Below are 24,299 nucleotides of genomic sequence, written 5' to 3' on the forward strand. Positions count from 1 at the left end.
ATTCAGCTGATCCCCCTCCGCATGACGAATATGGGACGTTAAGAACACGAATTCGCGTCTGGAACCGGCGGCCCTTTTTATTTGGCAAGACATTTATAGTTCGATGAGACAATCTTCGCCCAGCCCACTCCTTAGAACCTGTTCAAAGTCTTTTGAGCAGTAGCGTGAGGAAGGCAAGGTGAATGAACTGGAGGCTGGTATTGAGCTTGCGCTCGCAGTTCTTCCAGAGTCGTCGGCATTTCTCCAACCAGGCGAAGGAGCGCTCGACCACCCACCGCTTCGGGATAACGGCGAAGGTATGCAATTCATTGCGTTGGGCGATCTGCACGGTGGCACCGATGGCGCCTTGGACCGCTTCGGCAAAGGGCTGGCCGACGTAGCCGCCATCCGCTAGGACACTTTGTACCCGATGTAGGTTTGCCTGACATCGATCTATCGCCTGCAAGGCGCCCTTGCGATCGGTGACTTCCGCTGTAGTCACCGCAATAGCGTGAGGCAGTCCCTGCGTATCCACGGCAATATGCCGCTTGATCCCCGAGACCTTCTTGCCGGCATCGTAGCCCTTATGCGTCGCCGTGTCGGTGTTCTTTACGCTTTGTGCATCAACGATCAAGAAGCTCGTCATGGCGTTGCGCCCCTGCTTGATACGCACCGCGCCCACCTGATTTTTTTAACGCCCGCTCCAGCAGGCTGATGCCGTTCTCGTCAGGCTCGCTCCAGATCGAAAAGTACGAATGCACCGTTCGCCATTTCGGAAACTCCGTGGGCAGCATGCGCCACTGGCAGCCGCTTTTGAGGAGGTAGCGGACCGCGCAAAATACCTCGTACAGATCCACCCGACGCGGGCTGGTCTTCTTGCGTGCGCTTTCCAGCAAAGGATGAATTTGCTCAAACTGGGCGCGACTGATGTCACTCGGATAGGTTGATCTCATTCCGCCAGTATCAGCACGCCGGTCTCATAGATTGAGACTTTGAACAGGCTCTCAGTGCTCGCTGCGCAGGACAACTGCCGGGCGAAGCACGACGCCGAAGTCGCGCGGCAAGAAGCGGATCGGCAACGGCGCTCCAATGTTGGCGTAATCCATAAGTAAATTTCGCCAAAATTCATCGGGAGAAGTCATTGAAAACAATATTCAGATGGCTATCTGCGCATTCTCAACTGATGACCGGAGCAGGCGTCGGAGTTGTTCTTGGCGCCCTCATTACAATGCCACTGGGTTGGCATCTTCCCGACCAAATCGCCGGTCTTGTTGGGGCGTTTGCGGGTGCGATTGCCACTGTTGGCGGCGGACTCTGGCTGTGGCAGGCGCAAGACCAAAAGATCGGCGCTCAAACCTCTGCCGCTGTGGAAAACTCTTGCGGTCCGCTCATTGCTGAACTCATCGATTTGGACAGTAAGTTGAAGTCCGGCCAATACAACGATGACGTTGTCGCTTGGCTCGAAACAATGGATCGTCGCGTTGCAACATTTCGGAATCGAGCATCGCGCTATGAAGGAAATCTCTTTCGGCTCCCTGGGGAGCAGTGGCGCGCATATTCTGAACTTGAGGATGCGCTAGATCTGCTGCAAGACGACTCTGCGTCTTTTCGCTCCAAGCTTGGAGCGAAAACAACGGTGGCGCAGCGATCGATCGTTCATATGGGATGGCGGGAGGCGCGCAGTATGCAAGTTTCCATTCGAAACCTCGGCAATCAGTTGCGCATACTCGCGCCGGGATCAATGGCGGGTTATCCCGAGCATGAAACGCTGGAAGCAGACGAAGATGTGATGATCGTTTGACTCCTCGTCACACGCCCTGCGCGGAAACGCGGTGCGCGGCCTTTTGGTCTACCGCCCAGAGCGCAGTTGCTGCATATTCCGAAAATTATCTCGGTAAGTATCCCACCTACCAAATCGCAGGCATAAAAAAAGGCCCGCATTTCTGCAAGGCCTTGTTCTATATGGCTCCCCGAGACGGACTCGAACCGCCGACCCAGTGATTAACAGTCACTTGCTCTACCGACTGAGCTATCGGGGAATAAAGGGGGGTGAAGCGAGCTGCGTATTCTGTTGTTCTTGAGCCGCTTCGTCAAGCCTTGCGCCGATAAAAGTCGGTTGGATCGCGGAATTTTGTTGAACTTGACGCGCAACGACCGCCATCAGCGCGTTCGGATAAGCCAATATTGTCGGCGATCGCTGCTGACAGAACTTGTCGCAGGCTGGGTTTCAAATAGCAGCGCAAGCAGCAGCGGCTTGGGTCGCGCTGGGAGCGCCGGTACGCGGGCGCCCGGCATTGTTGACGATGATCGCGCTGGCAAGTGCGGCGCCGCGGGCATCGCAGAAGCTGATGGTGACGTTGGTGCCACTGGCGCTGCCGTCGGGGCGATAGGTGACGTGGGTGCGGCCTTCGGTGCTCATGATGGCTTGGCCGGCGGGCTGGTGTTGAGTGATGGCGATCAGCGGTTCATTGTTGTTGCGCTGGTTATCGCCGTTGCTATCCTGGAATACGATCCAGCCGCTCTGCCACGAGGTTTTGCCGCTGCAGGTTTGCGTGTCTTCGCTCGGGCACAGCACGACATGATTGCTGGTGGTCAGCGCACTGGTTCGCGCAAGATTGAGGCTGGTCATCAAGCTGTCGCGGGCGCTGCGGGCCTGGGTACTTTGCATGATGCCGCGAAACGATGGCAATGCGGTGCAAGTGAGAATGCCGAGGATGACCAGTGTGAGCAGGATTTCGATCAGTGTGACACCGGTTTGACGATGAAATTTGCGCGTTGCCATGATGATTCCCCAAGTCAGAATGAAGTGTTCCGAAGTGCGACAAATTCTAGACAGCGGGCGCAGGTGTCGAAATGGACGATGAATGCGAATCCGTGTAAGAAAATGCCGATCGTTCAGGTGCGAACACTTGTGATGCGCCTGTCGCGCCCGAACATCTGGCGCATGCTTGAAGTTCAGATGTCTACTCGCGCCCGCGCGGCGCAGCCAATTTCTCGGAAGCCGCAATGACCGATCGTTTTCAGCTCGTTTCGAATTACCAGCCCGCCGGCGATCAGCCCGAGGCGATCCGCAAATTGATCGCCGGTGTGAACGATGGCCTGGCGCATCAGACCCTGCTTGGCGTGACCGGATCGGGCAAGACGTTCACGATCGCCAACGTGATCCAGGCGATTCAGAAACCGACCATCGTGCTGGCGCCGAACAAGACGCTGGCGGCGCAGCTGTACGGCGAGTTCAAGGAATTTTTTCCACACAACGCGGTGGAATATTTCGTCAGCTATTACGACTATTACCAGCCCGAAGCGTATGTGCCTTCGAGCGATACCTATATCGAAAAAGATGCGTCGATCAACGAGCACATCGAGCAGATGCGGCTATCGGCGACCAAGGCGCTGCTATCGCGGCCAGATGCGTTGATCGTCGCCACCGTGTCGGCGATCTATGGTCTTGGTGCGCCCGAAACATACCTGCAGATGCGGCTGCATCTGATGCGCGGCGAGCACACCGATCAACGCGAATTGGTGCGGCATCTGACCGAACTGCAATACACGCGCAACGATGTCGAGCTGCGGCGCGGTACGTTCCGTGTGCGCGGCGAGGTGATCGATGTTTTTCCGGCGGAGTCGGAAACCGAAGCGGTGCGCATCGAATTGTTCGATGGCGATATAGAGAGCCTGAGCCTGTTCGATCCGCTCACCGGGGCGGTGATCCGCAAGGTGCCGCGCTTCACGGTGTATCCGAAATCGCATTACGTGACCACGCGCAAAAGCGTGCTCGATGCGATCGAGACGATCAAACCCGAGCTCGTGCAACGGCTCGATCAACTCTACAAAGCGAACAAGCTGGTCGAGGCGCAGCGCTTGCAACAGCGCACCCAGTTCGATATCGAGATGATGGCCGAGATCGGCTATTGCCAGGGCATCGAAAATTATTCGCGCCATCTCAGCGGCCATGCACCGGGCCAGCCGCCGCCGACCTTGTTCGATTACTTGCCGCCGGATTCGCTGCTGGTGGTGGACGAATCGCACGTCACCCTGCCGCAGCTCGGCGGCATGTACAAGGGCGATCGCGTGCGCAAGGAAAATCTGGTCGAGTACGGATTTCGCCTGCCGTCCGCGCTGGATAATCGCCCGCTGCGATTCGAGGAATTCGAGGAGCGTGCGCCGCGCTCGATTTACGTCTCGGCCACGCCGCGCGCGTACGAGCTGGAGCATTCCGGCGACGCGGTCGTCGAACAGGTGGTGCGTCCGACCGGCTTGATCGATCCCGAAGTCGAGATTCGTCCGGTGCGCACGCAGGTTGATGATTTGTTGTCCGAAGCGAACTTGCGCATTGCGATGGGCGATCGTGTGCTGGTCACCACGTTGACCAAACGCATGGCCGAAAATCTCACCGATTATCTGAACGAACACGGCGTGCGTGTGCGTTATCTGCATTCCGATATTGAAACCGTGGAGCGCACCGAAATCATTCGTGACCTGCGTCTCGGCAAGTTCGATGTGTTAGTCGGCATCAACTTGTTGCGCGAAGGTTTGGACATGCCGGAGGTATCGCTGGTGGCGATTCTCGATGCGGACAAGGAAGGCTTTTTGCGTTCCGCCGGCTCGCTGATCCAGACCATCGGTCGCGCTGCGCGCAACGTACGCGGCAAGGCGATTTTGTATGCGGATCGCATCACCAATTCGATGCAGATTGCGATCGCGGAAACCGATCGGCGTCGGCAGAAACAGGTCGAGCACAATCTCGAACATGGCATCACGCCGGAAACCATCGTCAAGAAAGTTTCCGACATCATGGAAGGCGCGCGTGCCGAACCGGAAGCACTGAAATCACGTGGCTCGCGTGGTCGTGCGGCGGCAGAAGCACGGCGCGTGGCGGAAGAAGAAATCGACTACAGCGGCCTGTCGCCAACGCAGTTGTCGGCCAAGCTGAAAAAGCTCGAAACGCAGATGTACAAGCATGCGCAGGATCTGAATTTCGAACAGGCCGCGCAGGTGCGCGACGAGATCAAACGCGTGAAAACGCTGAGCCTGGTTTCCTAGCGGTAGCGCGAGAGCTAAATGACGCTGCGGGAATGGATATCAGCGCTGCAGCAAGCCGTGCGCGACCAGCACATCGACGAGTGCGCGTGTGTAGGCGGGTTTGTCGTGATAGTCGAGATGCGAATCGTCGGGTAGCGGAAATACGTTGAGGCTGGGCTCATCAACGCCCGACAGCGCGATCGTGACGGTGCTGGCGAAACGATCCCAATACAATACGCGTGGCATCGCGCGATCGATCGCCGTTTGCTGCATTCCGTGTACCGGGCTCTGGAAAAAAATCACACGTCCACCACGCGCTTCGATGCGTTTTGCCCATACGCCGATTGGCGCGAGATCGGCCAGCCATTCGTCCGCTGTGCGTTTTGGCATGCCGGCAAGATTGCCTTCGAGCGTATCCGCAAAATGGCGCTTGATCGCTTCCGCATCGGTGCGCGAAAAATCCAGATCGCCGCTGCGGTCGGCGTGGAAATCGACATAGTTGTGAAATGGTTCGGCGGTGTTGTCGAGCCAGCGGCGCGTACTCGCGACTATGCTGAAAGCCGGATCGGCGATCAACGCGTGCGCTTGCCAGCCATTCAGCAGCGCACGGTGCAAGTGCCAGCTGGGCGTCCACTGTCGATGAAAATATTGCACGTACTCGCGCTGCATTTCGTTGTACTCGCGCAGCAGGCCGACGCTATCGACATCGCACAGAATCAAACCGTGGAAGTTTTCATCGTCAGCCAGATCACGCAGCGTGGCCAATGGATAATGCGCGTTCACCGCGAGCATGATCGGAAGATATCGCGGCAGCAATTCGCGCATGACTTTCATGTCGACACCGAACTCGATGCGCGACGCGCCGAGCAACAATAGCGGTGTTTTTGACTGCGCGTATACACGGTCACGTTGTACCGACCAGAGCAAGGTGGAATCGAGAATCGTCGGGCGATAACCGCGGCCACGCCAGTGATATTCGACAGTGCCGAGTGTCGCTGCGACCAAGCTCAGCGCGATCAACCACGCCACCAGCCAGCGTTTGCCGCCGCCGGATTCCGTGCTGGCGGAATCAGAACTGGAAGTAGATGAAAGCATGATTCTCTCCCGGCGAAAGCACGACCATGCTCAACATGATCGCGAGCAACAAACCCAGCAGCAGCGGATGCATGCGCGTGAATAATTGCTTGATGTCGCGTTCGCGAAACAGCCAGTGCACCACGACCAGCGCGAGCAATGTGACTACCGCGATACGCTGATCGCTGCCCGAGGCGATGATGCCGGCGCGCAGCGTTGACACATCGAACAACTTGCTCTGGATCAACCACGCCGATGAAAAATCACTCGCGCGAAACCAGATCCACGCCAGCATCACGCCGAACAACGTCAGCAAGCCGTAACCGAATCGCACGATCGCATTTTGTTGCCAGCGCGCCGGCGCAAGCTGTTCGCGGATCGCGCGTTCGATGCACAGATAAATGCCGTGCAAGCCGCCCCAGACCACGAACGTCCACGCCGCGCCGTGCCACAGTCCGCCGATCAGCATTGTGAGCATCAGATTCAGATACATGCGCCACGCGCCGTGGCGATTGCCGCCGAGGCCGATGTACAGATAATCCCGCAGCCAGCTCGACAGCGAGATATGCCAGCGCCGCCAGAAATCCGAAAAACCGATCGCCGCATACGGATTGCGGAAGTTGATCGGCAAGGTGAAACCGAGCGCGAGTGCGGCGCCGAGCGCGCAGCTCGAATAACCGGCGAAATCGCAGAAAATCTGTCCGGTAAACGCGAATGTTCCCGACCACGCAAGAGCACTGCCGGCAGCTTGCGGCTTGTTGAACAGGGCGTCGGCCACCGGTGCAAAAATACTGTCGGCGAGCACGATTTTTTCGAACAGGCCGAGCACCAGCAAGGTCAGGCCGAGGCCGAGGCCGGCGGCGGTGCTTCGGCGCGGTATTTCGATCTGCGCGCGCATCTGGGTGAAGCGCACAATCGGGCCGGCCACGAGTTGCGGAAAAAATCCGACGTACAGCGCGTAGTCGCGCCAGCTGCGTGTCGGTGCGAATTTGCCGCGATAAATATCCAGGCAATACGACAGCGAATGAAACGTGTAGAACGAGATGCCGATCGGCAACACGATGTCGAGTTTGGCCGGGACGTAATGCACACCGAGCGTGCCTAGCAGCGCGGCGAAATTATCCAGCAGGAATCGGCTGTATTTGAAATAACCTAGCACGCTGAGATTGACCAGCAACGTTGCGACGATCCATCCCTTGCGTTGTCGCGTTTCGGTCGCGGCATCGATGCGTTGTGCGATCCACCAGTCGAGCGTGGTGGAAGCGATCAGCAACAGCAGGAACGGCGCATTCCACGCCGCATAAAAAATGTAGCTCGCCAGCAGCAGGAACCATTTGCGCGCGCTCCACGCCGCAATGGCGTTGTAGATCGCGAGCACAAGCGCGAAAAAAACCAGGAAAGTGAAGGAGTCGAATTGCATGGCGCGCATTGTAGTTGCGCTGATGCGATTCCGTCAGAAAATCTGCTGACGGATTCGTTTCTACGCGGTCGCGCAACCCGCAAGCCAAGGCTGTTACGCGTGGCATCGCGCGATAAAAATCGGATGCGCGCGACGAATCCGGTTGAGTGCGCACCTATCCCTGTGTTATTGTCCGCGCCCCAAACGGGCGGTTAGCTCAGCGGTAGAGCACTACCTTGACATGGTAGGGGTCACAGGTTCGATCCCTGTACCGCCCACCAACTCAATCAACGAGTTGGCAACGCAAGAAACCGGTGCGTCGGCACAGAACTGCTACGCAGTTTGCTCAAGACGATGCGATGCACCTGCAATTACTCAATCTCGATGACTCACTCACTGCGCAAAGCTCGTTGCGCGATGCAGCGCCGTGGGATTCCGTGCGCACGCTCGATCTGCGCGATCTCGGTCCGCGGCTGCGCTTGTGGAGTCGCGTCAAAACCATCGCTCTATTACGCCAGCGCTTGAACGATGCCGGCGATTTGCCGGGGCCGAGCATTACCTTGATCGGCTCCGGCGATTTCCATCATCTCGCCACGTTGCTGATGGCGCGAGCGCGCGAACCGTTCACGTTGATCCATTTCGATAATCATCCGGATTGGGTGCGGCTCGCGCCGCGCTGGCATTGCGGATCGTGGATCAATCAGGCACTGAAGCTGCCGAACGTCGCGAAAATAATCACGCTCGGCGTTTGCAGCGATGATCTGGTGCGACCGGATCTGAAGGGTGGAAATCTGCCGGCGCTCGAACGCGGTGCACTGGACTTATATCCGTGGAGCCATGCGCCATCGAAAGTATGGCGGCGCGTAGCCGATGGTCCGGGCCGGCATTTTTTGGACGGACATATTCACTGGCAAAACCTCGCCGAGGCCGATCTCGATCAGCAACTCGCCGCGATCATTCGGCAAATCCCGACCGAGACGATCTGGATCACGATCGACAAGGATGTGCTGGCCGAGGAAGACGTCGTGACCAACTGGGATCAGGGCCAGATGCGCTTGCCGTCGTTACTGCGCATGATCGAACTGATCGGCGCCGCCAAACGCATTCTCGGTGCGGACATCTGCGGCGAATACGCCGCGCCGAATTTCAGCAACGCACTGAAGCGTTTCGAAGTACGCATGGATCAACCGCAGCGCGGCGATGTTGCGGCCATGCTTAAGCAGAACGAAAGCGTCAATCGGCTATTGTTGGCAACGATCCAAACTGCCGCAGGCGCGCGTTGACACAATGATTCTGATGTTTGTGCTTCTTCTCGGCGCGGTCGTGGGCGACGTTACCGGCCAAGTGTGTTTCAAGCTCGGGTTGAATGCCGATGAGGCGCCGCCGCGGCCCGGTCCGATCGGATTCGTCATGGCGCTGGTGCGCTCGCCGTGGGTCATCGTCGGGCTCGCCGTCTATGTTGTCGAATTCGTGATCTGGTATGCCGCGCTGACTCTCGCGCCGCTGAGCCTCGCCTTTCCGTTCGCCGCCTTGTCGTATTGCGGCGTGGTGCTGGCGAGCAAATTTATTCTGCACGAGCAAGTATCGCGACAGCGCTGGCTGGCGACCGTGGTGGTCGCGATCGGCGTGGCGCTGGTGTGCATTCCTTGAGTTTTTCCTCATACGATCCGGTGCTGTTGCGATGATCAAGAAAGCAGATTTTTTTCTGCAAGGCGGACGCTCCGGCGTATTGCTGATTCACGGCCTCACCGGCACGCCGGCGGAAATGCGCTTTGTCGGCAAGGGTTTGCATCGCGCCGGTTTTACCGTGCATGGCATGCAGCTCGCCGGGCACTGCGGCGATACCGCCGACCTGCTCAAGACCGGCTGGCGCGACTGGTATCGCAGCGTCGGTGAAGCGGCCGATGAGTTACGTGGCAAGGTCGATCACATGTTTGTCGCCGGACTGTCGATGGGCGCATTGCTCGCGCTCAAACTCGCGGCGGATCGACCGAACGACGTCGACGGACTCGGGCTTTACGGCACCACGTTTGTCTACGATGGCTGGGCGATTCCGCGCATCGCAAAACTCTCGTTTCTATTGCCGCTCGTCACGCCGTTTGGCATCGGCCGTGGCCGCAGTTTCCAGGAAACCGAACCCTACGGCATCAAGGATCAGCGCATCCGCGATCGTATCGCCAGCAGCATGCTCGGTGGCGATAGCGCTGCTGCCGGTTTGCCGGGCAATCCGTGGCCATCGTTGTCGCAGTTTTATCGCCTCGCATTTCGCATGCGCCGCGAGATTTCGAAAGTACGCGCGCCGAGCCTGATCATGCACGCTGCCGAAGACGACATCGCCAGTCCGCGCAATGCACGCAAGGTGGCGCGTGGCGTGCGCGGCCCGGTTGAAACCGTATTGCTCAAAGATAGCTATCACATGATCACGGTCGATCAGGAGCGCGACAAGGTCATCGAACGTTCGGCCAACTTCTTCGGCCGCATCGCCGCCGGCCGGCTCGGCGAGCCGGTGGCATATCCCGCAGCGGCGGCATTTGCCAGCGACTGATGGATGTCGTTATTGCAAGCTCGATCGACGCATTTGCGCGCGACGAGTGGAATCGCCTGTTTCCGCACGAGCTTGAAGACTGGTCGTATTACCGCGCGGTTGAGCGCGCCGGCCTGACCGATTTCAATTACCTGTATTTTGCGCTGCGCGAAAACGGTGAGTTGCGCGCCGTAGTGCCGGCGTTTCTGACCGATTACCGCCTCGATACCACGTTGCAAGGCGGCTTGCGCAAGGTCACCGATGCGATCTGTCGTATATTTCCGCGCCTGCTGCGGCTGCGGTTGTTGTCACTCGGTTCGCCAGTCAGCGAAGTCTGTCATCTCGGTTTTGCGCCGGACTGCGAGCCTGCCGAGCAAGCACGTTTGCTCGCAATGATCCTCGGCGCAGTCGAGCGGGAAGCGCAAGTACGACGGATCGGCATGATCGCGATCAAGGATGCGGGCGAAGGGCAAGACGATTTATGGGCCGAGGCCTGTGCGGTCGCCGGTTTGCGTCGTCAGCCGGGATTGCCGACGGCGAGTCTCGACCTGCCGCATGCAACGCTCGACGACTATCTGGCAGCACTGAGTGCCGGCACCCGCAAGGACATGCGTCGCAAACTCAAGAACGCGACCGCGCTGCGCATCGAATGGCGCGACAATATCGACGATATCCGCGATGACGTGCTGCGCCTGTATCGTGCCACGTTCGATCACGCCGAATTCCAGTTCGAGGAACTCACGCCAGCGTATTTCCAGAATGTGCTGAGCGAACTCGGCGACCGCGCCAGTTGCGTGACGTATTGGCTGGATCAGCAACTGATCGCGTTCAATCTCGTGCTGCACGATGAGCGGCGCCTGCTCGACAAATTTTTCGGCATGGATTACGCCCTTTCACGCAAGTACAGCTTGTATTACGTCAGCTGGATGGAAAACGTGCGCTATTGCCTGGCGCAGCGCATTCCGGTGTATCAAAGCGGGCAGGGATTGCATCACGAAAAACTGCGCCTCGGCAGTCGCCTGGCGGCGAACTGGTTATGGTATCGACATCGCAATCGTCTGCTTGATCGCATCTTCGCCGAGGTCGAGCGCCTGTTTCGCCTCGACCGTCTCGACGCCGATCTGACGCATCACATCAAGGAACCGAATCGATGAATCTCACCGCAAAACCCGCACGCTGGTTGAATCCGGTGGCGCTGGCCTGGCTGATTTTGCTTGGCTTCGAAACCTTGTGTCAGGTTTCGTTGAAACTCGCGGGCGAGCAATCGGGCGCGTTCGAATTCACTTTGGCTGCGGCCTTGAATGCAGCGCGCTCGCCATGGCTATGGAGCGCGGCGGGTTGTTATCTCGGTGCGTTTCTGGCGTGGATGGTGATTCTGCGCAAGTCTTCGTTGTCCAGCGCGTTTCCGACCAGTGCGATCGTGTTTGTCGCAGTGATGGGCGCGTCGTTCTTGATCGTCGGCGAATCGCTGAACTGGTCGAAGTTGCTCGGCTCCGCGATTATCGTTTGCGGCATCCTGATGCTGGGTTCGGATACGCCCAAGCCGACCGATCATTAGGCGCAACGCGACGCAAGCCGTCTGCGCGATAAACACCAACCGCGTAAAACCTCAAAGTTTACCGGCGCATACGCTAAACTATGCGCAGGAACAGGGCATCCCGGAGAAATGAATGAGTAATGTGCAGGAAACCATTTTCGCCATCATCGCCAAGGAATCGGGCATTGAGGCGAGCAAGATCACGCTCGAATCCACATTGAAGGACCTCGAAATCGATTCGCTCGATGCGGTGCAGATCATTTTCGAGCTCGAAGACAAATTCAAGATCACCTTGCCCGATCGCGACCCGACTGTCGACACTGATTCGGTGCAGGGTCTGGTGACCGCGGTCGAACGCTTGATCGCAGAGAAAGAAGCCGGCGCTCCCGTGCTGAGCTGACGCATTCGTCACCACTGAGACGATCGAACGATGCATTTATTCAAACCTCGAACGAGATTCACATGCGGCGTGTCGTAATTACCGGAATGGGCTCGTTGTCGGCGCTCGGACTCGATGCGGCGACGTGCTGGAACGCGATGCGCGAAGGCCACCAAGGCATCGCGCCGATCAGCCGGATCGATGCAAGCACACTCAAGGCGCGCATCGCTGCCGAGGTGCGCGGTTTCGATCCGCTGCAGCATTTCAGCGAAAAACAATTGATGCTGCTGGATCGCGTTTCGCAGTTCGCGCTGGTCGCGGCGCGCGAGGCGGTCAAACAATCCGGCATCGATTTTTCGGCGGATGAACTCGGCGATCGTACCGCGTGCATCATCGGCACGGGCGTCGGTGGCGAGACCACGCACGACGAAGCATCGCGCCGCTTGTATGGCGAGAATGCACGACCGCATCCGCTCAGCATCGTGCGTCTGATGTCGAATGCGCCGGCATGCCAGGTCAGTATCGAATTCAAACTTACCGGCCCGGCGTTTGCTGTGGTCAGCGCGTGTGCGTCGTCCAATCACGCGATGGCGCAGGCGTTCCACATGGTGCGCAGCGGCCAGGTCGATGCGGCCGTGACCGGTGGCACTGAGGCCTGCATCACGCTCGGCTGCGCCAAGGCGTGGGAAGCAATGCGCGTGCTGGCCGATGACACGTGTCGTCCGTTCAGCAAACAACGTCGTGGCCTTGTGCTTGGCGAAGGTGCGGCCATTTTTGTGCTCGAAACATTGGAGCATGCGCAGGCGCGCGGCGCGAATATTCTCGCCGAATTTGCTGGCGCCGGCATGTCGGCGGATGCGGCGGATATCGTGTTTCCGTCCGAAGTCGGTGCGGCGCGCGCGATCGAGCGCGCATTGTCGGATGCAAAACTCAACGTTGCCGACGTCGGTTACATCAACGCGCACGGCACCGGCACGCCGGCCAACGATCCGACCGAAACCGCGGCGATCCGGCGCGTGTTTGGCGCGTATGCCGATGGACTCGCGGTGTCGTCGACCAAATCGATGCACGGTCATGCGCTCGGCGCGGCCGGCGCGATTGAGCTGGTCGCGGCGATCGGTACGTTGCGTGATGGCGTGATTGCGCCGACCATGAATTTTGTCGATCCCGATCCGGCCTGCGATCTTGATTACGTGCCGAACACCGCGCGCGAAAAAACCGTGCGTGCGGTCTTGTCCAACTCGTTCGCTTTCGGCGGCCTCAACGCGGTCATCGCACTGAAACAGGCGCCGTAAATCCCGCTTTAATGAAATGAATATCGCGGTGTCCTTGCCGCGTGTCCTTTGCAAGTTTGCCTATTCGAGTTATGGAGATAAACGTGAAAAGACGTGGTTTTGTTTTGGGTTCTCTCGCTGTTCTGACGGCATCGATCATGCCGCTGCTTTCCCATGCCGCACCGGCTGCCGCTGCTGCCGCAGCGCCGGTTTCGGTATTGCCGTTTACCTGGGATATCGCGCCGCCGCTCGACACGCGCGAAAATTTCGTCGCGTGGATGGTGAAAAACCGCGGTGAAGATGCAGCGTTTGTGGGCAAGCGCTGGGATCGTCTGCAGGCGATGTTGACCAACAAGGATCTGAGTGCCGATCGCGAAAAGCGTGCGTTCCTGCTGACGCCGCGCGAAGACTTCGTCCGTCCGATCAATCGCGCTCATTCCTATGACAGCGCGTTCCTCGATATCGGTTATGGCGTGACCATTTCCGGCCCGCATCTGGTCGGTCACATGACCGCGTCGCTGGATGTGAAGCAGGGCGAGAAAGTGCTCGAAATCGGCACCGGTTCGGGTTACCAGTCGGCGTATCTGTCGCACCTGACCGACAAGGTATTCTCGATCGAAATCATCAAGCCGCTAGCCGAACGCACGCGCGGTGTCTACGACGATCTGATCAAGAAAGGCTACAACGAATTCAAGAACATCACCTCGAAGCAGGCCGACGGTTATTACGGCTGGGAAGAGAATGGCCCGTTCGACAAGATCATCGTTACTTGCGGTATCGATCACGTGCCGCCGCCGCTGCTGAAGCAGCTCAAGGCCGGTGGCATCATGGTCATTCCGGTTGGCCCGCCTGGTGCGCAGCGTGTGCTCAAGGTGGTCAAGAATCAGGCCGCCGACGGCACCATCACGGTCACGCGCAGCGATATCTACAACGGCAAAATCGTACCGTTCGTACCGTTCACCAAGCTCGAAGGCGACGTGATCAAAGCCACGCATAACGGCAAGCCGGATACCGACAAGGTCGAAGGCATAACGCCGCCGCCGGCCAAGCCTGCAGCTGACAAGCCTGCAACCGACAAGCCCGTGCCGGCGAAGCAATAACGGTTTTGATGCAAAGGTCTCATCGCCGTCATTCCCGCCTGTGCGGAATGACGGCGCAATGGTTAGGCTCCGTTCCATCATTCGACTGCCGCCAGCCGGCGGTCGAGATTCCTCAAGCCGCATGACGCGCATCAGCGCGCATCCGGCGACAGCAAGGCTCAGTAGAACGCAATGACCCTCAGCAAATCTCCACCGCGCACCGGCGCCAACGAACAACCCGCACTGCTTTTTTATCTCGCTGTGGCGATGGTGTCGGCAGCGATCATCGCGCTGCAGATCGTCATCATGCGTGTTTTCGCCGTCGGCAGTTGGGCGCATTTCGGCTCGATGGTGGTGAGCCTGGCGATGATGGGTTTCGGCCTCACCAGCGTAGTGATGTGCGCGGCGAATGCGTGGTTCGAGCGGCATTGGCGTGGTGTCGCGAACGTGGCGCTGTTGTTGTTCGGCCCGCTGATCATTGCTTCGAATCTGCTCGCGCAGCAGATTCCGTTCAATGCGATTTTTCTGGTTTCCGATCCGCTGCAGAAGTGGCGGCTGTTCGCGAACTTCGTGCTTTATCTGCTGCCGTTCCTGAGCGGCGCGTTTTTCCTCGGCGCGGTATTCCTGCGCATGAAAGCGATTTTCGGTCGCGTGTATTTCGCCGATCTCGCCGGCGCTGGCGTCGGTGGTCTCGTGGTGCTGGCGACCTTGTATGTTTTTCGTCCCGACGATTTGATCGTCGTGCCGCTGCTGTTGTGGCTGATCGGCAGCGCGATGTGGTTTGCGCATCAGCGCAGCACAAAAAATCTGATCGGCGTCGCCGCGGTTGCGGCATTGTGTTTCGCGACGCAAATTTTCCTGCCGTCTTATCTCGGTATTTCCAAGCTCGCGGTATCGGATTACAAAGGCGTTTCCTACGCGCGCAAGTTCCCGGATAACCAGCGCATCTACGAAAACGCATCGCCGTTCGGTTATCTCGAAGTCTATTCCAGCTCGTACCTGCATTTTGCGCCGGGGCTTTCCGACAACGCCGCGTTCAATCTGCCGGAGATGCCGGCCAATGCCTACCTCGGCATGTACATCGACGGCGAAGGTCCATTCGGCATCATGCGTAATCTGTCCGATGCGGAGAGCGCGTATTTCCGTTTTCTGCCGATGGTTTATCCGTACCAGATCAAGTCCGATCCGAATACGTTTGTGGTGCAGTTCGGTGGCGGCATCTCGACCGAAGTGGCCTTGCGTTATTCGAAGCACGTCACCGTCGCCGAATCCAATCCGGCGATTCTCGCCGCGTTCCGCAACGACAAAACGCTGCGCGAGTTCAGCGGCGATGTGCTCGGCAATCCAAAACTCACCACGATCGATTACGACGGACGGCTATTTCTCGCGAATACCGATCAGCGTTTCGACGTGATCGATCTGAGCCTCGCCGACTCGGCCGGATTGTCGAATCCCGGCGGTTTTGCGATCGTCGAAAAATACGCCTACACGCGTGAGGCGATGACCGCGTACATGCGCGCGCTGGCGCCGGGCGGCGTTTTATCGGTGACGTTGTGGAACAAGGAAGAACCGCCGAAATCGATTCTCAAGTTGTATGCGACGATGGCTGATGCGGCGCGCAGTCTCGAACCGGGCGCGGCGATCGACGATCGTTTTTATGCAGTGTCGAGTTATCTATCGACCACCACAGTGTTGTACAAACGCGGCGGTTTCAGCGCCGCAGACATGACCAAATTGCACGCCCATTCGCATGCGATGTCGTTCGATGAAATCACCTATCCCGGATTCGTCTACGACACCACGCAGACGACCGCGACACTTGATGCATACGAAGCCGGCATCTTCGGTGCGGAAGCCACCGTAAAAGCCGCGGGCCCGACCGAGCCGGATGCTGGCGTAACTGCAAACGCCAATCCTGCCGAGCCGATGGCGGATCCGACGGGCACCACCGATTCGACCTCGTCAGCCACGCCGACCCAACTGCCCGCGACCACGCTCGCACAACTCGCGTGGAGTAGCTTGATTCACGGTGGCTGGGACGACATCGCGCATCGTTACGTGTTCGACGCGCGACCGCTGACCAACAACCATCCGTACTTCGCCGCGTACGTAAAACCGGCCGATCTCACGCGTGTCAGCGACCGGCTCGAACTGTTCCAGGACGAATGGGGTTACCTGCTGGTGTGGGCAACGTTCGGCATCGCGCTGCTCGCGGCGATCGTGTTGATCGCGTTCCCGGTCGCCTTCGGTTGGCGTACCATTTTCAGCCGTTATCCGGGACAGTTTCGCACCATCCTGTATTTTGCGTGCCTCGGTCTCGGTTACATCGTCGTGGAAGTTTCGCTGATCGCAAAGTTCGTGCTGGCGTTGAGTAACCCGACCATTTCCGCATCGATCCTGATCACCGGCATGCTGGTGTTTTCCGGCCTCGGCAGTCTGGTTTCGGAGCGTTACATGGAGCGCGCGCGCACCGTCATGCCGCGCATCTTCGTCGCGATCGCGGCATTGTTGATCGCCTACAGTTTCCTGCTCGACCCGGTGCTCGATCGTCTCGGCAGCCTGCCTTACGCGCTGCGTTTGTTGTTCTCGTTTGCGCTGATTGCGCCGCCCGCATTTCTCATGGGTTTCCCGATGTCGATCGCGATGACCTGGCTCGGTCGCCTTGGCAAGGACGCGATGTTCCTGTGGGCGTGGGGCATCAACGGTTCGTTCTCGGTAGTCGGCGCGGCGGCAGTGCCGATCATCGCAACGTCGTTCGGATTGGCCGCGTGTTTGCAGGTCAGCGGTGGCGCGTATCTGCTCGCGATCCCGGCGTTTTTCGCGATCTTCCTGCCGCTGAAAAAAGCCGCGGGATAACGCAGGGATGTTCGCGCCGTCGCAACGAATGCCACGCGGTTTTTCGCTGCTGAAATCCTGCGCGGCGCTGTTACTTTTAATGGTGCTGTCGGGTGCGGTTTTGGCCGCGCCGACCGCCGCGAAGACCATCCCATCATTCGCGGCGAAAACCGCAGCCGCGAGTGCCGCAAAAAAGCCGCTCGCGCCATTGCCCGCAGCGAAACTCGCGCTCGTCAACTTCAAGACCGCGCCGTTTCCGTATCGCGGTTTGATCCCGGATTCCGGCAAGCATTTTCTCGATACCAGCGAGGGCAATCGCACCGGTCATACCGCACGCGACGGTGTGCACTGGGAAGATGCGATCTATCGCGATAGCCGCGTATTGTTGTACATGCCAGCGGGATTCGACATCCGCAAACCGGCGCTGATGGTGGTGTTTTTTCACGGCAACGGCGCGCTGCTGACACGCGATGTCATCGAGCGTCAGCAAGTGGTCGAGCAGCTCGCCAGATCCGGCGCGAATGCGGTTTTGGTCGCGCCACAATTCGCGATCGATGCGGCCGATTCGAGCGCGGGGCGTTTCTGGCAACGTCGCGGATTCATCGAATTTGTCGGCGAGGCGGGCGCGCGTCTAGTCGAACTGTATGGCGACAAACGCGCTGAGTCGCGCATCTCGCAAATGCCTGTTGTCTTGGTCGCCTACAGCGGCGGTTATCTGCCGGCGGCGTGGTCGCTGGCGATCGGTGGCGCGGGCCGACGTTTGCGCGGTGTGGTGATGCTCGACGCGATGTACGGCAACATCGACAAGTTCACGAGTTGGGTCGAGCAGATGCGCTGGCCGACGTTTTTCCTCAGCGCGTATACCGAATCCAGTCGTGAGGGCAACGAAGCGTTTATGCAGGAATTGAAAGAAGCAAACGTGCGCTTCAAAACTGCGCCACCAAAGAATTTTTCGCAGGGCGGCGTGACCATCCTCAGCACCGATCCCAATACCAAACACGAGGATTTCGTCACGCATGCGTGGGTCGACAATCCGCTGCGCTGGGTGCTGGAACGCATCCCCGGATTCGCGCGTTACAGCGAACCGGTCAAACTCAAGTCGAGCAAAACGAAGTCGAAATAACCGCTGTTTGAGCGACCGGTGTTGCCGGTCGAATAATCGAACGGCAACACCGATTCAGCCGAGCCGGATCAGACCAGCTTCTTCGCTTTCGTCAGCAACTGATCGAGCAACGCGATGCCGAGATCGATTTCTTCCGTGCTGATATGTAGCGACGGCGCGAACGTGATGACGTTCTTGTAATAGCCGCCAACGTCGAGCACGAGACCCATCTTCTTGCCGTTGTGTTCGAGTTCGCCAGCGAGGCCAAGATCAGCCATCTTGTCGAGCAACTTCTTGTTCGGCGTAAAACCATCGGCTTCGCAGATTTCGCCGCGCAGCGCGAGACCGAGACCATCGACGTCACCGATTTCCTTGTGGCGTTTCTGCAGGTCTTGCAGCCCGGCGAGGAAATGCGCGCCCTTGGCCATGACCATGCTTTCGTAGTCGGTTTCGGCGAGCATGCGCATCGTTTCCAGACCGACTGCGGTGCCGAGCGGATTGGATGCAAACGTGGAATGCGTCGAGCCCGGCGGAAACACGGTCGGATTGATTAGTTCTTCGCGCGCCCAGATGCCGGCGAGCGGGTTTAGACCGTTGGTCAACGCTTTGCCGAACACCAGCACATCCGGTGTCACGCCGAAATGTTCGATCGACCACAACTTGCCGGTGCGGAAAAAACCCATCTGGATTTCGTCGACCACCATCAAGATGCCGAACTTGTCGAGCACGCGCTTCAGTCCCTTGAAGAAATTCGGCGGCGGAATGACATAACCACCGGTGCCCTGAATCGGCTCGACGTAGAACGCGGCGTATTCGCACTGGCCAGCTTTCGGATCCCAAACGCCGTTGTATTCGGTCTCGAACAGGCGCTCGAATTTGGCGACGCAGAACTCGCCATATTCTTCTTTTGACATGCCTTTCGGGCCGCGAAAGTGATACGGGAATTCGATGAACTGGGCGCGATCGAAATGACCGTAACGACGGCGATAACGGTACGACGAAGTAATCGCCGAGGCGCCGAGCGTGCGGCCGTGATAACCGCCTTCAAACGCAAACATCAGGCTCTTGCCGCCTTTTGCGTTGCGCACGATTTTCAGCGAATCCTCGACCGATTGCGAGCCACCGACGTTGAAATGCACGCGGCCATCGAGGCCCCATTTTTTCTTCGCATCTTCGGCCACGATCTTGGCGAGTTCGATCTTGGTCGGATGCAGATACTGGCTGGCAACCTGCGGCAGGATATCGATCTGCTTTTTCAGAACGTTGTTCAGGCGCTCGTTCGAGTAGCCGAAATTGACCGCCGAATACCACATCTGCAGATCGAGAAATTCGGTGCCGGCGCTGTCGTAAAGATAACTGCCTTCGGCGCGCGTGAAGATTTTCGGCGGATCGGAATAGTGAACGGTATCGCCGAAAGAACAGTATTTGGCCTCGTCGGCCAGAAGCTCGGAATCACGCATTGGAAGAAATATCCTGGACTACATTGAGAGAAGAAAATTTGGTCAGGCGACCAGCGATCAGCGCCGGCAGCAACGCCAGCGCTTCGGCGAAACCGGCGATCGGCGTATGCGGAATGCCGGCCGAGGTGCAGTGATCGATCAGGCGCGCTTTGGCGAATACGTGATCGACCGCGTCGGCCGCGCAGAAGTCCGAAGCGCCATCGCCGATCAGCAGGATATTATGCGGCGGTTTGCGCGCGCGGCTGACGCACGCACATTTGCAGTTGCCGCTCGACACCGAACAACTCGGGCTGGAGAACGGAAATTTCAGCGACCATTCGCGTGCGCCTTCCGGCTCGAAATGATTGGCGATGATCGGCAGATCGGCGAGGTCGTAGCGCGCCAGAATCTTGCTGATCGCATAATCCAGACCATCGCTGACAATCGTGATGGAAATGCCTGCAGCTTTGGCCGCGGCGACAAACGCCGGAAACATCGGATCGACCTCCATCGTTGCCAGATGCGCGTCGATTTCTTCCTGGCTCGCGTCGAGCAAGGCGACTTGGCCGCCCATGCATTCGCGCGAACCGAGCTTCCCTGAGCGCCATGCGCTTTCGAGTGTTTCCCAGCCCGGACGCGCAAACCGTTCGAGCAGCGAGTCGGTAATATCTTTGAGTACGATGGTTCCGTCGAAATCGCAGAGGATGTTCCAGTCGAGCACGGTGCAGTCCTTTCCACGGCAAAAGTCCGCGCAGTCTAGGCATTCAACCTTTTGATTTGCTTTTGCCATACGCGGAGTGCGCCGCATTGAATGGTCAGCGTTCAGACTGGCTCGTCGTGCGCGCCGAATGCAGCAGAAAATTCAGCGCGCCCGGCGCATTTGAGGCCGATCAAAGGTTGCGCGGTTTATCATTGCGGTTGCGCCGCATCGGCGTTTCCTTTCCTGATCGCAGTGTTGTCGCCATGTCCACTCGCAAATCCTTTTTTGCCTACACCGTCTGGGATGCCTATCCGGCGTTTCTCGGGATCGCGCACGCGGTGTTTCTTGCGTTCATATTTTTCGATTTCCATCACTTGTCGTGGCCGGTATTCATCGTGCTTGGCCTGATTTATTCAATCAGTATTTCGTGGAGCATCAACGGCACCAGCCACAACTTCATCCACAACCCGTTCTTCAAATGGGCGTGGCTGAATCGTGCCTACAGCATTCTGCTTTCTGTGACGGACGGTTTTTCGCAGGAGTTCTACCATCATGTGCATTTGCGCCACCACGTCGGCAACATGGATCGCATCGGTGAAAACGGCACGACCATCGATCCGCTGTCGATCTATCGCCGCGGCAAGAACGGCGAACCGGAAAGCGTCTGGACCTACACCTTCTGCAGCTATTTTCGCGATGACATCGGTGAGGTCTACACGCGCCTGAAAGAAAAACATCCGGAAAAAGCGCGTTGGATCTGGCGCGAGATCGGCATCATGCTGGCGGTATATCTGGCCTGCGCGATCTGGGACTGGCGCGCATTTCTGGTACTCGTGCCGTTCTATTATTTCGGCCATTGCCTGTCATCGCTGAACGGTTTCTACGAGCACTACAAGGGCGACCCCGACAAGCCGATCGCGTGGGGCGTCAGCACCTACAACAAGCTCTACAACTGGCTGTGGTTGTACAACGGCCATCACGCCGAGCACCACTACCGGCCGAAAATTCACTGGAGCAAGATGCCTTCGTTCCGCGCGCAAATTCGCGACGAGCAGGCCCGCGCCGGCGTGCGCGTGATCAAGTGGTGCCACGCGCTGGGTTTCATGGACAACGCGCCGCGCGCGGGTGCAGAGACGGTGGCGCGGGCATCCGGTGAATAGCCAAGGATCATTCCTGGCGGTTAGCTGAAACTCGGCGGATCATAAAGACACCGTCATCCCAGCGCAGGCTGGGATCCATTTTGATTTTCTTGTCATTGCCTGAAGCAACTGCGGCGCTGAAAAATCAAGGTCAACATGGATCCCCGCCTGCGCTCGGATGACGGCCTGTTTTTATTTCTTCGACTGCCCAATTCCCGCTTCCCGGTTTCCCCAACCTTGCCGCATTCTCCACACTCCGCTACCGTGAACGGTCATAGCAAAGGCGGCGCCCAGTGTCTGATCAAATTCCCGAACATGATGTCGCCGAATCCGGCGGCGAAGAAATCGAATATCCCGCGCTGATCCTCAAGCGCGGTGAAGATGCGCGTTTGCGTGCCGGCCATCTCTGGGTATTTTCCAATGAAGTCGATGTCGCCAAATCGCCGCTGAGCGCATTCACGCCCGGCGAAATCTGCGTGATCTGCGATTCGCAGCAGCATCCGATCGGCATCGGTTACATCAATCCGAATTCGCTGATCTGCGCGCGCCTGATCGTGCGTGGCATCGAGCACGCGGTGGATCGCTCATTGCTAGTGCATCGCCTGCGCGTGGCGCTCGGATTGCGCGAACGGCTGTATAGCGAACCGTATTACCGATTGTTTTATGGCGAGTCGGATGGACTGCCAGGCCTCGTGCTGGATCGCTACGGCGATGTGATTGTCGGCCAGACCACGACCGCTGGAACCGAGCGGCTCAAGGACGATATCGCCGCCGCCGTGCTCAAGGTCATCAAGCCGGCCGCGATGGTCTGGAAAAATGATTCTGGCGCACGCACGATGGAAAGCCTGCCGGACTATTCCGAAATCGCGTTCGGCGAAATCACCCATCCGGTGATCGCGCGCGAAGGCGGCTTGGATTTCCAGATCGATCCGATCGATGGTCAGAAAACCGGTTGGTTCTACGATCAGCGCGCGAACCGCGATCAACTCGCGCCGTTCGTCGCGGGCAAGCGTGTGCTCGACATGTTCAGTTATCTCGGTGGCTGGGGTTTGCGCGCCGCGGCGATGGGTGCGAGTGAAGTGGTTTGCGTCGATGCGTCCGCCAGCGCGGTCGAAGCGATCACCCGCAACGCGGCGGCAAATGGTCTGAGTGATCGCGTGACCGCACGCAAGGCCGATGCGTTCGAGGAACTCAAACGTCTGCGTGAACAACGCGAACGTTTTGATGTGATCATTCTTGATCCGCCGGCGTTTGTGAAGCGCAAGAAGGATTTTGCCGAAGGCCGGCTCGCGTATCGGCGCATCAATGAAATGGCGATGCAACTGCTGGCGAAGGACGGCATCCTCGTGACGTGTTCGTGCTCGTATCACATGTCGCGCACGACCTTGCTCGAAGCCGTGCAGCAAGGCGCGCGTCATCTCGATCGCCAGGTACAGGTGCTCATGCAATTGCAGCAGGCGCCGGATCATCCGGTGCATCCGGCGATCGTCGAAACCGATTACCTGAAGGGATTCATTTGCCGCGTATTGCCGGCATAATGCGTCCGGCGCATCGCGCTATTCGCAGCTAGGGATCGTGTGGCCATGCAGGAAGAAATCATCAATGGCGTTGTTGCGTTCGTCAAGTTCATCGCGTACTACATCATCTGGTCGTTCGTTCTGTTCAACCTTGGTCGCGCGTCACTGCTTCTTGTTACGCTTGGGCAGTATCCGCGAGGCTTTTATGTTCATCGTCACGCCAACCAGATTTCGCTCGCGGGTATTTTTGTACTCGTCTTGGCTTGGTTGGTTGTGGCCATCTACAACAACATTCTTGGCGCCCGTGCCTAACATCTCGTTCGATGCAGACGGCTGCGCCGCCGCTCAATTCAAACGTTAAATCGCGCCCGATCCGGATCACGCCATGCATTATTTCCACGACATCAATCCGATTGCGATTTCGCTCGGGCCGATCAAAATTCACTGGTATGGCCTCATGTATCTGCTCGGGTTTGTACTGGCCGGATGGCTGGGCAATCGCCGTCGCGCGGCAGGGCGTTTGCCGGTGTCGTACGAGCAATTTTCCGACATGACGTTTTACGTGATGCTCGGTGTGATCCTCGGTGGCCGCATTGGCTACGTGCTGTTTTATGGCTTCGCCGATCTGCTGCATGATCCGCTGATGATCTTCCGCATTTGGGAAGGTGGCATGTCGTTTCATGGTGGGTTGCTCGGCGTATTGCTGGCCGGTGCGATCTGGTCGCGCCGCAATGGCATCAAATTTTTCGACACGATCGATTTTGTTGCGCCGCTAATTCCGATCGGCCTCGGCCTCGGTCGCCTCGGCAATTTTATCGGCGGCGAATTGTGGGGACGGCATACCGATTTGCCGTGGGGCATGATTTTTCCGCGCGCGCTGGATGGACTGCAGAAAACCCACGACGAGTTGTATCAGATGTACTTGGCCGGGCAATTGAATGCCGAAGCGCGGCATCCGTCGCAGCTCTACGAATTTCTGCTCGAAGGTGTTGTGCTGTTCACGGTGCTGGTGATTTTTTCGCGCAAGCCGCGACCGCGTTACGCTGTGTCAGGTGTTTTTGCGTTGCTCTACGGATTGTTCCGCTTCGGCGTCGAATTTGTGCGCGAGCCGGATATTCAGCTCGGTTATCTCGCGTTCGACTGGCTGACGATGGGCCAGCTTTTGTCGTTGCCGCTGATCATTACGGGCATCGTGTTGTTGTGGTTGTCGCGTCGTGCACCGGTGGCATATCCGGGCGTTGCCAACGCCGCCTGAAAGATTGCAATTTTCAATAACGACACCAGCGATTCACTCTCGAGC

General features: G+C 58.2%; 22 protein-coding genes and 2 tRNA genes. 17 read left to right on the forward strand and 7 right to left on the reverse strand.

From position 1 onward, the window contains the following. Positions 1–142: 142 nt before the first annotated feature. Positions 143–932, reverse strand: a protein-coding gene (locus tag ELE36_RS05550) for an IS5 family transposase (protein WP_129832135.1) whose coding sequence is annotated in 2 segments (ribosomal slippage) — positions 143–671 and positions 670–932 — 792 coding nt in all. Because the reading frame shifts where the segments join, the coding sequence is not laid out codon by codon here. A 188-nt stretch (positions 933–1,120) separates the two neighbouring features. On the opposite strand from ELE36_RS05550, the gene ELE36_RS05555 reads away from it, so the two are divergent. Further along, on the forward strand, positions 1,121–1,780 hold the full coding sequence (locus ELE36_RS05555) for a hypothetical protein (RefSeq protein ID WP_129832136.1): 660 nt from the start codon (positions 1,121–1,123) through the stop codon (positions 1,778–1,780). Positions 1,781–1,942: 162 nt separating this feature from the next. Here the strand turns inward: ELE36_RS05555 and ELE36_RS05560 are convergent. Further along, positions 1,943–2,018, reverse strand: a tRNA-Asn gene (locus ELE36_RS05560). A gap of 188 nt (positions 2,019–2,206) precedes the next feature. Then, a complete protein-coding gene (locus ELE36_RS05565) occupies positions 2,207–2,761 on the reverse strand; it encodes a GspH/FimT family pseudopilin (RefSeq protein ID WP_129832137.1) in 555 nt (184 codons plus the stop codon). Positions 2,762–2,985: 224 nt separating this feature from the next. On the opposite strand from ELE36_RS05565, the gene uvrB reads away from it, so the two are divergent. Next, positions 2,986–5,022 carry an excinuclease ABC subunit UvrB gene (uvrB, locus tag ELE36_RS05570; RefSeq protein ID WP_129832138.1) on the forward strand — a complete coding sequence of 679 codons (2,037 nt, stop codon included), beginning with the start codon at positions 2,986–2,988 and terminating at the stop codon, positions 5,020–5,022. Positions 5,023–5,061: 39 nt separating this feature from the next. On the opposite strand, the gene ELE36_RS05575 is transcribed toward uvrB, so the two are convergent. After that, the gene (locus ELE36_RS05575) at positions 5,062–6,096 is read right to left on the reverse strand and encodes a hypothetical protein (protein ID WP_129832139.1); all 1,035 of its coding nucleotides are present in this window, start codon (positions 6,094–6,096) and stop codon (positions 5,062–5,064) included. Further along, positions 6,071–7,495: an MBOAT family O-acyltransferase gene (locus tag ELE36_RS05580; protein ID WP_129832140.1), complete on the reverse strand. Its 1,425-nt coding sequence runs from the start codon at positions 7,493–7,495 to the stop codon at positions 6,071–6,073. The genes ELE36_RS05575 and ELE36_RS05580 overlap by 26 nt, the downstream gene beginning before the upstream one ends. Before the next feature lie 185 nt (positions 7,496–7,680). On the opposite strand from ELE36_RS05580, the gene ELE36_RS05585 reads away from it, so the two are divergent. From ELE36_RS05585 to ELE36_RS05635, 11 genes are all read left to right on the forward strand, one after another. Then, positions 7,681–7,755, forward strand: a tRNA-Val gene (locus tag ELE36_RS05585). A gap of 78 nt (positions 7,756–7,833) precedes the next feature. Beyond that, positions 7,834–8,757: a hypothetical protein gene (locus tag ELE36_RS05590; protein WP_207215867.1), complete on the forward strand. Its 924-nt coding sequence runs from the start codon at positions 7,834–7,836 to the stop codon at positions 8,755–8,757. A gap of 13 nt (positions 8,758–8,770) precedes the next feature. Next, the gene (locus ELE36_RS05595) at positions 8,771–9,124 is read left to right on the forward strand and encodes an EamA family transporter (RefSeq protein ID WP_207215868.1); all 354 of its coding nucleotides are present in this window, start codon (positions 8,771–8,773) and stop codon (positions 9,122–9,124) included. A gap of 31 nt (positions 9,125–9,155) precedes the next feature. Further along, positions 9,156–10,019, forward strand: coding sequence for an alpha/beta hydrolase (locus ELE36_RS05600; protein WP_129832142.1), 864 nt, complete (start codon positions 9,156–9,158; stop codon positions 10,017–10,019). Beyond that, complete coding sequence (locus ELE36_RS05605) at positions 10,019–11,152, forward strand: GNAT family N-acetyltransferase (protein WP_129832143.1); 1,134 nt, start codon at positions 10,019–10,021, stop codon at positions 11,150–11,152. The genes ELE36_RS05600 and ELE36_RS05605 overlap by 1 nt, the downstream gene beginning before the upstream one ends. Continuing rightward, the gene (locus ELE36_RS05610; protein WP_129832144.1) at positions 11,149–11,556 is read left to right on the forward strand and encodes an EamA family transporter; all 408 of its coding nucleotides are present in this window, start codon (positions 11,149–11,151) and stop codon (positions 11,554–11,556) included. Before ELE36_RS05605 ends, ELE36_RS05610 begins: the two co-directional genes overlap by 4 nt. A 112-nt stretch (positions 11,557–11,668) precedes the next feature. Next, entirely contained in the window at positions 11,669–11,935 is a 267-nt protein-coding gene (locus ELE36_RS05615; RefSeq protein ID WP_129832145.1) for an acyl carrier protein, read from the forward strand. A gap of 62 nt (positions 11,936–11,997) precedes the next feature. Next, entirely contained in the window at positions 11,998–13,209 is a 1,212-nt protein-coding gene (locus tag ELE36_RS05620) for a beta-ketoacyl-[acyl-carrier-protein] synthase family protein (RefSeq protein ID WP_129832146.1), read from the forward strand. 137 nt (positions 13,210–13,346) lie between these two features. After that, entirely contained in the window at positions 13,347–14,288 is a 942-nt protein-coding gene (locus ELE36_RS05625; protein WP_129836647.1) for a protein-L-isoaspartate O-methyltransferase family protein, read from the forward strand. Between the two features lie 171 nt (positions 14,289–14,459). Then, complete coding sequence (locus tag ELE36_RS05630; RefSeq protein WP_129832147.1) at positions 14,460–17,123, forward strand: hypothetical protein; 2,664 nt, start codon at positions 14,460–14,462, stop codon at positions 17,121–17,123. 28 nt (positions 17,124–17,151) lie between these two features. After that, positions 17,152–18,225, forward strand: coding sequence for a hypothetical protein (locus tag ELE36_RS05635; protein ID WP_207215869.1), 1,074 nt, complete (start codon positions 17,152–17,154; stop codon positions 18,223–18,225). A 68-nt stretch (positions 18,226–18,293) separates the two neighbouring features. Here ELE36_RS05635 and ELE36_RS05640 read toward each other — a convergent pair whose 3' ends face one another. Together ELE36_RS05640 and ELE36_RS05645 are read right to left on the reverse strand one after the other, a co-directional pair. Continuing rightward, positions 18,294–19,664 carry an aspartate aminotransferase family protein gene (locus ELE36_RS05640; RefSeq protein WP_129832149.1) on the reverse strand — a complete coding sequence of 457 codons (1,371 nt, stop codon included), beginning with the start codon at positions 19,662–19,664 and terminating at the stop codon, positions 18,294–18,296. After that, positions 19,657–20,364 carry an MtnX-like HAD-IB family phosphatase gene (locus ELE36_RS05645; protein ID WP_242512372.1) on the reverse strand — a complete coding sequence of 236 codons (708 nt, stop codon included), beginning with the start codon at positions 20,362–20,364 and terminating at the stop codon, positions 19,657–19,659. The genes ELE36_RS05640 and ELE36_RS05645 overlap by 8 nt, the downstream gene beginning before the upstream one ends. Positions 20,365–20,606: 242 nt before the next feature. Between ELE36_RS05645 and ELE36_RS05650 the strand changes: the two genes are divergently transcribed. The 4 genes from ELE36_RS05650 to lgt all read left to right on the forward strand — a co-directional run bounded on the left by ELE36_RS05650 (position 20,607) and on the right by lgt (position 24,254). After that, positions 20,607–21,503, forward strand: a complete 897-nt coding sequence (locus ELE36_RS05650; protein ID WP_129832151.1) for a fatty acid desaturase family protein — start codon at positions 20,607–20,609, stop codon at positions 21,501–21,503. Positions 21,504–21,775: 272 nt separating this feature from the next. Beyond that, positions 21,776–23,020 carry a class I SAM-dependent rRNA methyltransferase gene (locus ELE36_RS05655; protein ID WP_242512373.1) on the forward strand — a complete coding sequence of 415 codons (1,245 nt, stop codon included), beginning with the start codon at positions 21,776–21,778 and terminating at the stop codon, positions 23,018–23,020. Between the two features lie 45 nt (positions 23,021–23,065). After that, positions 23,066–23,311: a hypothetical protein gene (locus ELE36_RS05660; RefSeq protein ID WP_129832152.1), complete on the forward strand. Its 246-nt coding sequence runs from the start codon at positions 23,066–23,068 to the stop codon at positions 23,309–23,311. Between the two features lie 73 nt (positions 23,312–23,384). Next, entirely contained in the window at positions 23,385–24,254 is an 870-nt protein-coding gene (gene lgt / locus ELE36_RS05665) for a prolipoprotein diacylglyceryl transferase (RefSeq protein WP_129832153.1), read from the forward strand. The last annotated feature ends 45 nt before the right edge of the window (positions 24,255–24,299 follow it).

This window comes from Pseudolysobacter antarcticus (assembly GCF_004168365.1).
Classification (GTDB): domain Bacteria; phylum Pseudomonadota; class Gammaproteobacteria; order Xanthomonadales; family Rhodanobacteraceae; genus Pseudolysobacter; species Pseudolysobacter antarcticus.

Excerpts from the sequence above, each read along its gene's own strand:
- ELE36_RS05635 (WP_207215869.1), top strand. The coding sequence starts at position 17,152 with ATGCCACGCGGTTTTTCGCTGCTGAAATCCTGCGCGGCGCTGTTACTT.
- ELE36_RS05610 (WP_129832144.1), top strand. The coding sequence starts at position 11,149 with ATGAATCTCACCGCAAAACCCGCACGCTGGTTGAATCCGGTGGCGCTG.
- ELE36_RS05615 (WP_129832145.1), top strand. The coding sequence starts at position 11,669 with ATGAGTAATGTGCAGGAAACCATTTTCGCCATCATCGCCAAGGAATCG.
- ELE36_RS05625 (WP_129836647.1), top strand. The coding sequence starts at position 13,347 with ATGCCGCTGCTTTCCCATGCCGCACCGGCTGCCGCTGCTGCCGCAGCG.
- ELE36_RS05600 (WP_129832142.1), top strand. The coding sequence starts at position 9,156 with ATGATCAAGAAAGCAGATTTTTTTCTGCAAGGCGGACGCTCCGGCGTA.
- ELE36_RS05595 (WP_207215868.1), top strand. The coding sequence starts at position 8,771 with ATGTTTGTGCTTCTTCTCGGCGCGGTCGTGGGCGACGTTACCGGCCAA.
- ELE36_RS05590 (WP_207215867.1), top strand. The coding sequence starts at position 7,834 with ATGCACCTGCAATTACTCAATCTCGATGACTCACTCACTGCGCAAAGC.
- ELE36_RS05565 (WP_129832137.1), bottom strand. The coding sequence starts at position 2,761 with ATGGCAACGCGCAAATTTCATCGTCAAACCGGTGTCACACTGATCGAA.
- ELE36_RS05640 (WP_129832149.1), bottom strand. The coding sequence starts at position 19,664 with ATGCGTGATTCCGAGCTTCTGGCCGACGAGGCCAAATACTGTTCTTTC.
- ELE36_RS05660 (WP_129832152.1), top strand. The coding sequence starts at position 23,066 with ATGCAGGAAGAAATCATCAATGGCGTTGTTGCGTTCGTCAAGTTCATC.
- ELE36_RS05580 (WP_129832140.1), bottom strand. The coding sequence starts at position 7,495 with ATGCAATTCGACTCCTTCACTTTCCTGGTTTTTTTCGCGCTTGTGCTC.
- ELE36_RS05620 (WP_129832146.1), top strand. The coding sequence starts at position 11,998 with ATGCGGCGTGTCGTAATTACCGGAATGGGCTCGTTGTCGGCGCTCGGA.
- uvrB (WP_129832138.1), top strand. The coding sequence starts at position 2,986 with ATGACCGATCGTTTTCAGCTCGTTTCGAATTACCAGCCCGCCGGCGAT.
- lgt (WP_129832153.1), top strand. The coding sequence starts at position 23,385 with ATGCATTATTTCCACGACATCAATCCGATTGCGATTTCGCTCGGGCCG.
- ELE36_RS05605 (WP_129832143.1), top strand. The coding sequence starts at position 10,019 with ATGGATGTCGTTATTGCAAGCTCGATCGACGCATTTGCGCGCGACGAG.
- ELE36_RS05575 (WP_129832139.1), bottom strand. The coding sequence starts at position 6,096 with ATGCTTTCATCTACTTCCAGTTCTGATTCCGCCAGCACGGAATCCGGC.
- ELE36_RS05650 (WP_129832151.1), top strand. The coding sequence starts at position 20,607 with ATGTCCACTCGCAAATCCTTTTTTGCCTACACCGTCTGGGATGCCTAT.
- ELE36_RS05630 (WP_129832147.1), top strand. The coding sequence starts at position 14,460 with ATGACCCTCAGCAAATCTCCACCGCGCACCGGCGCCAACGAACAACCC.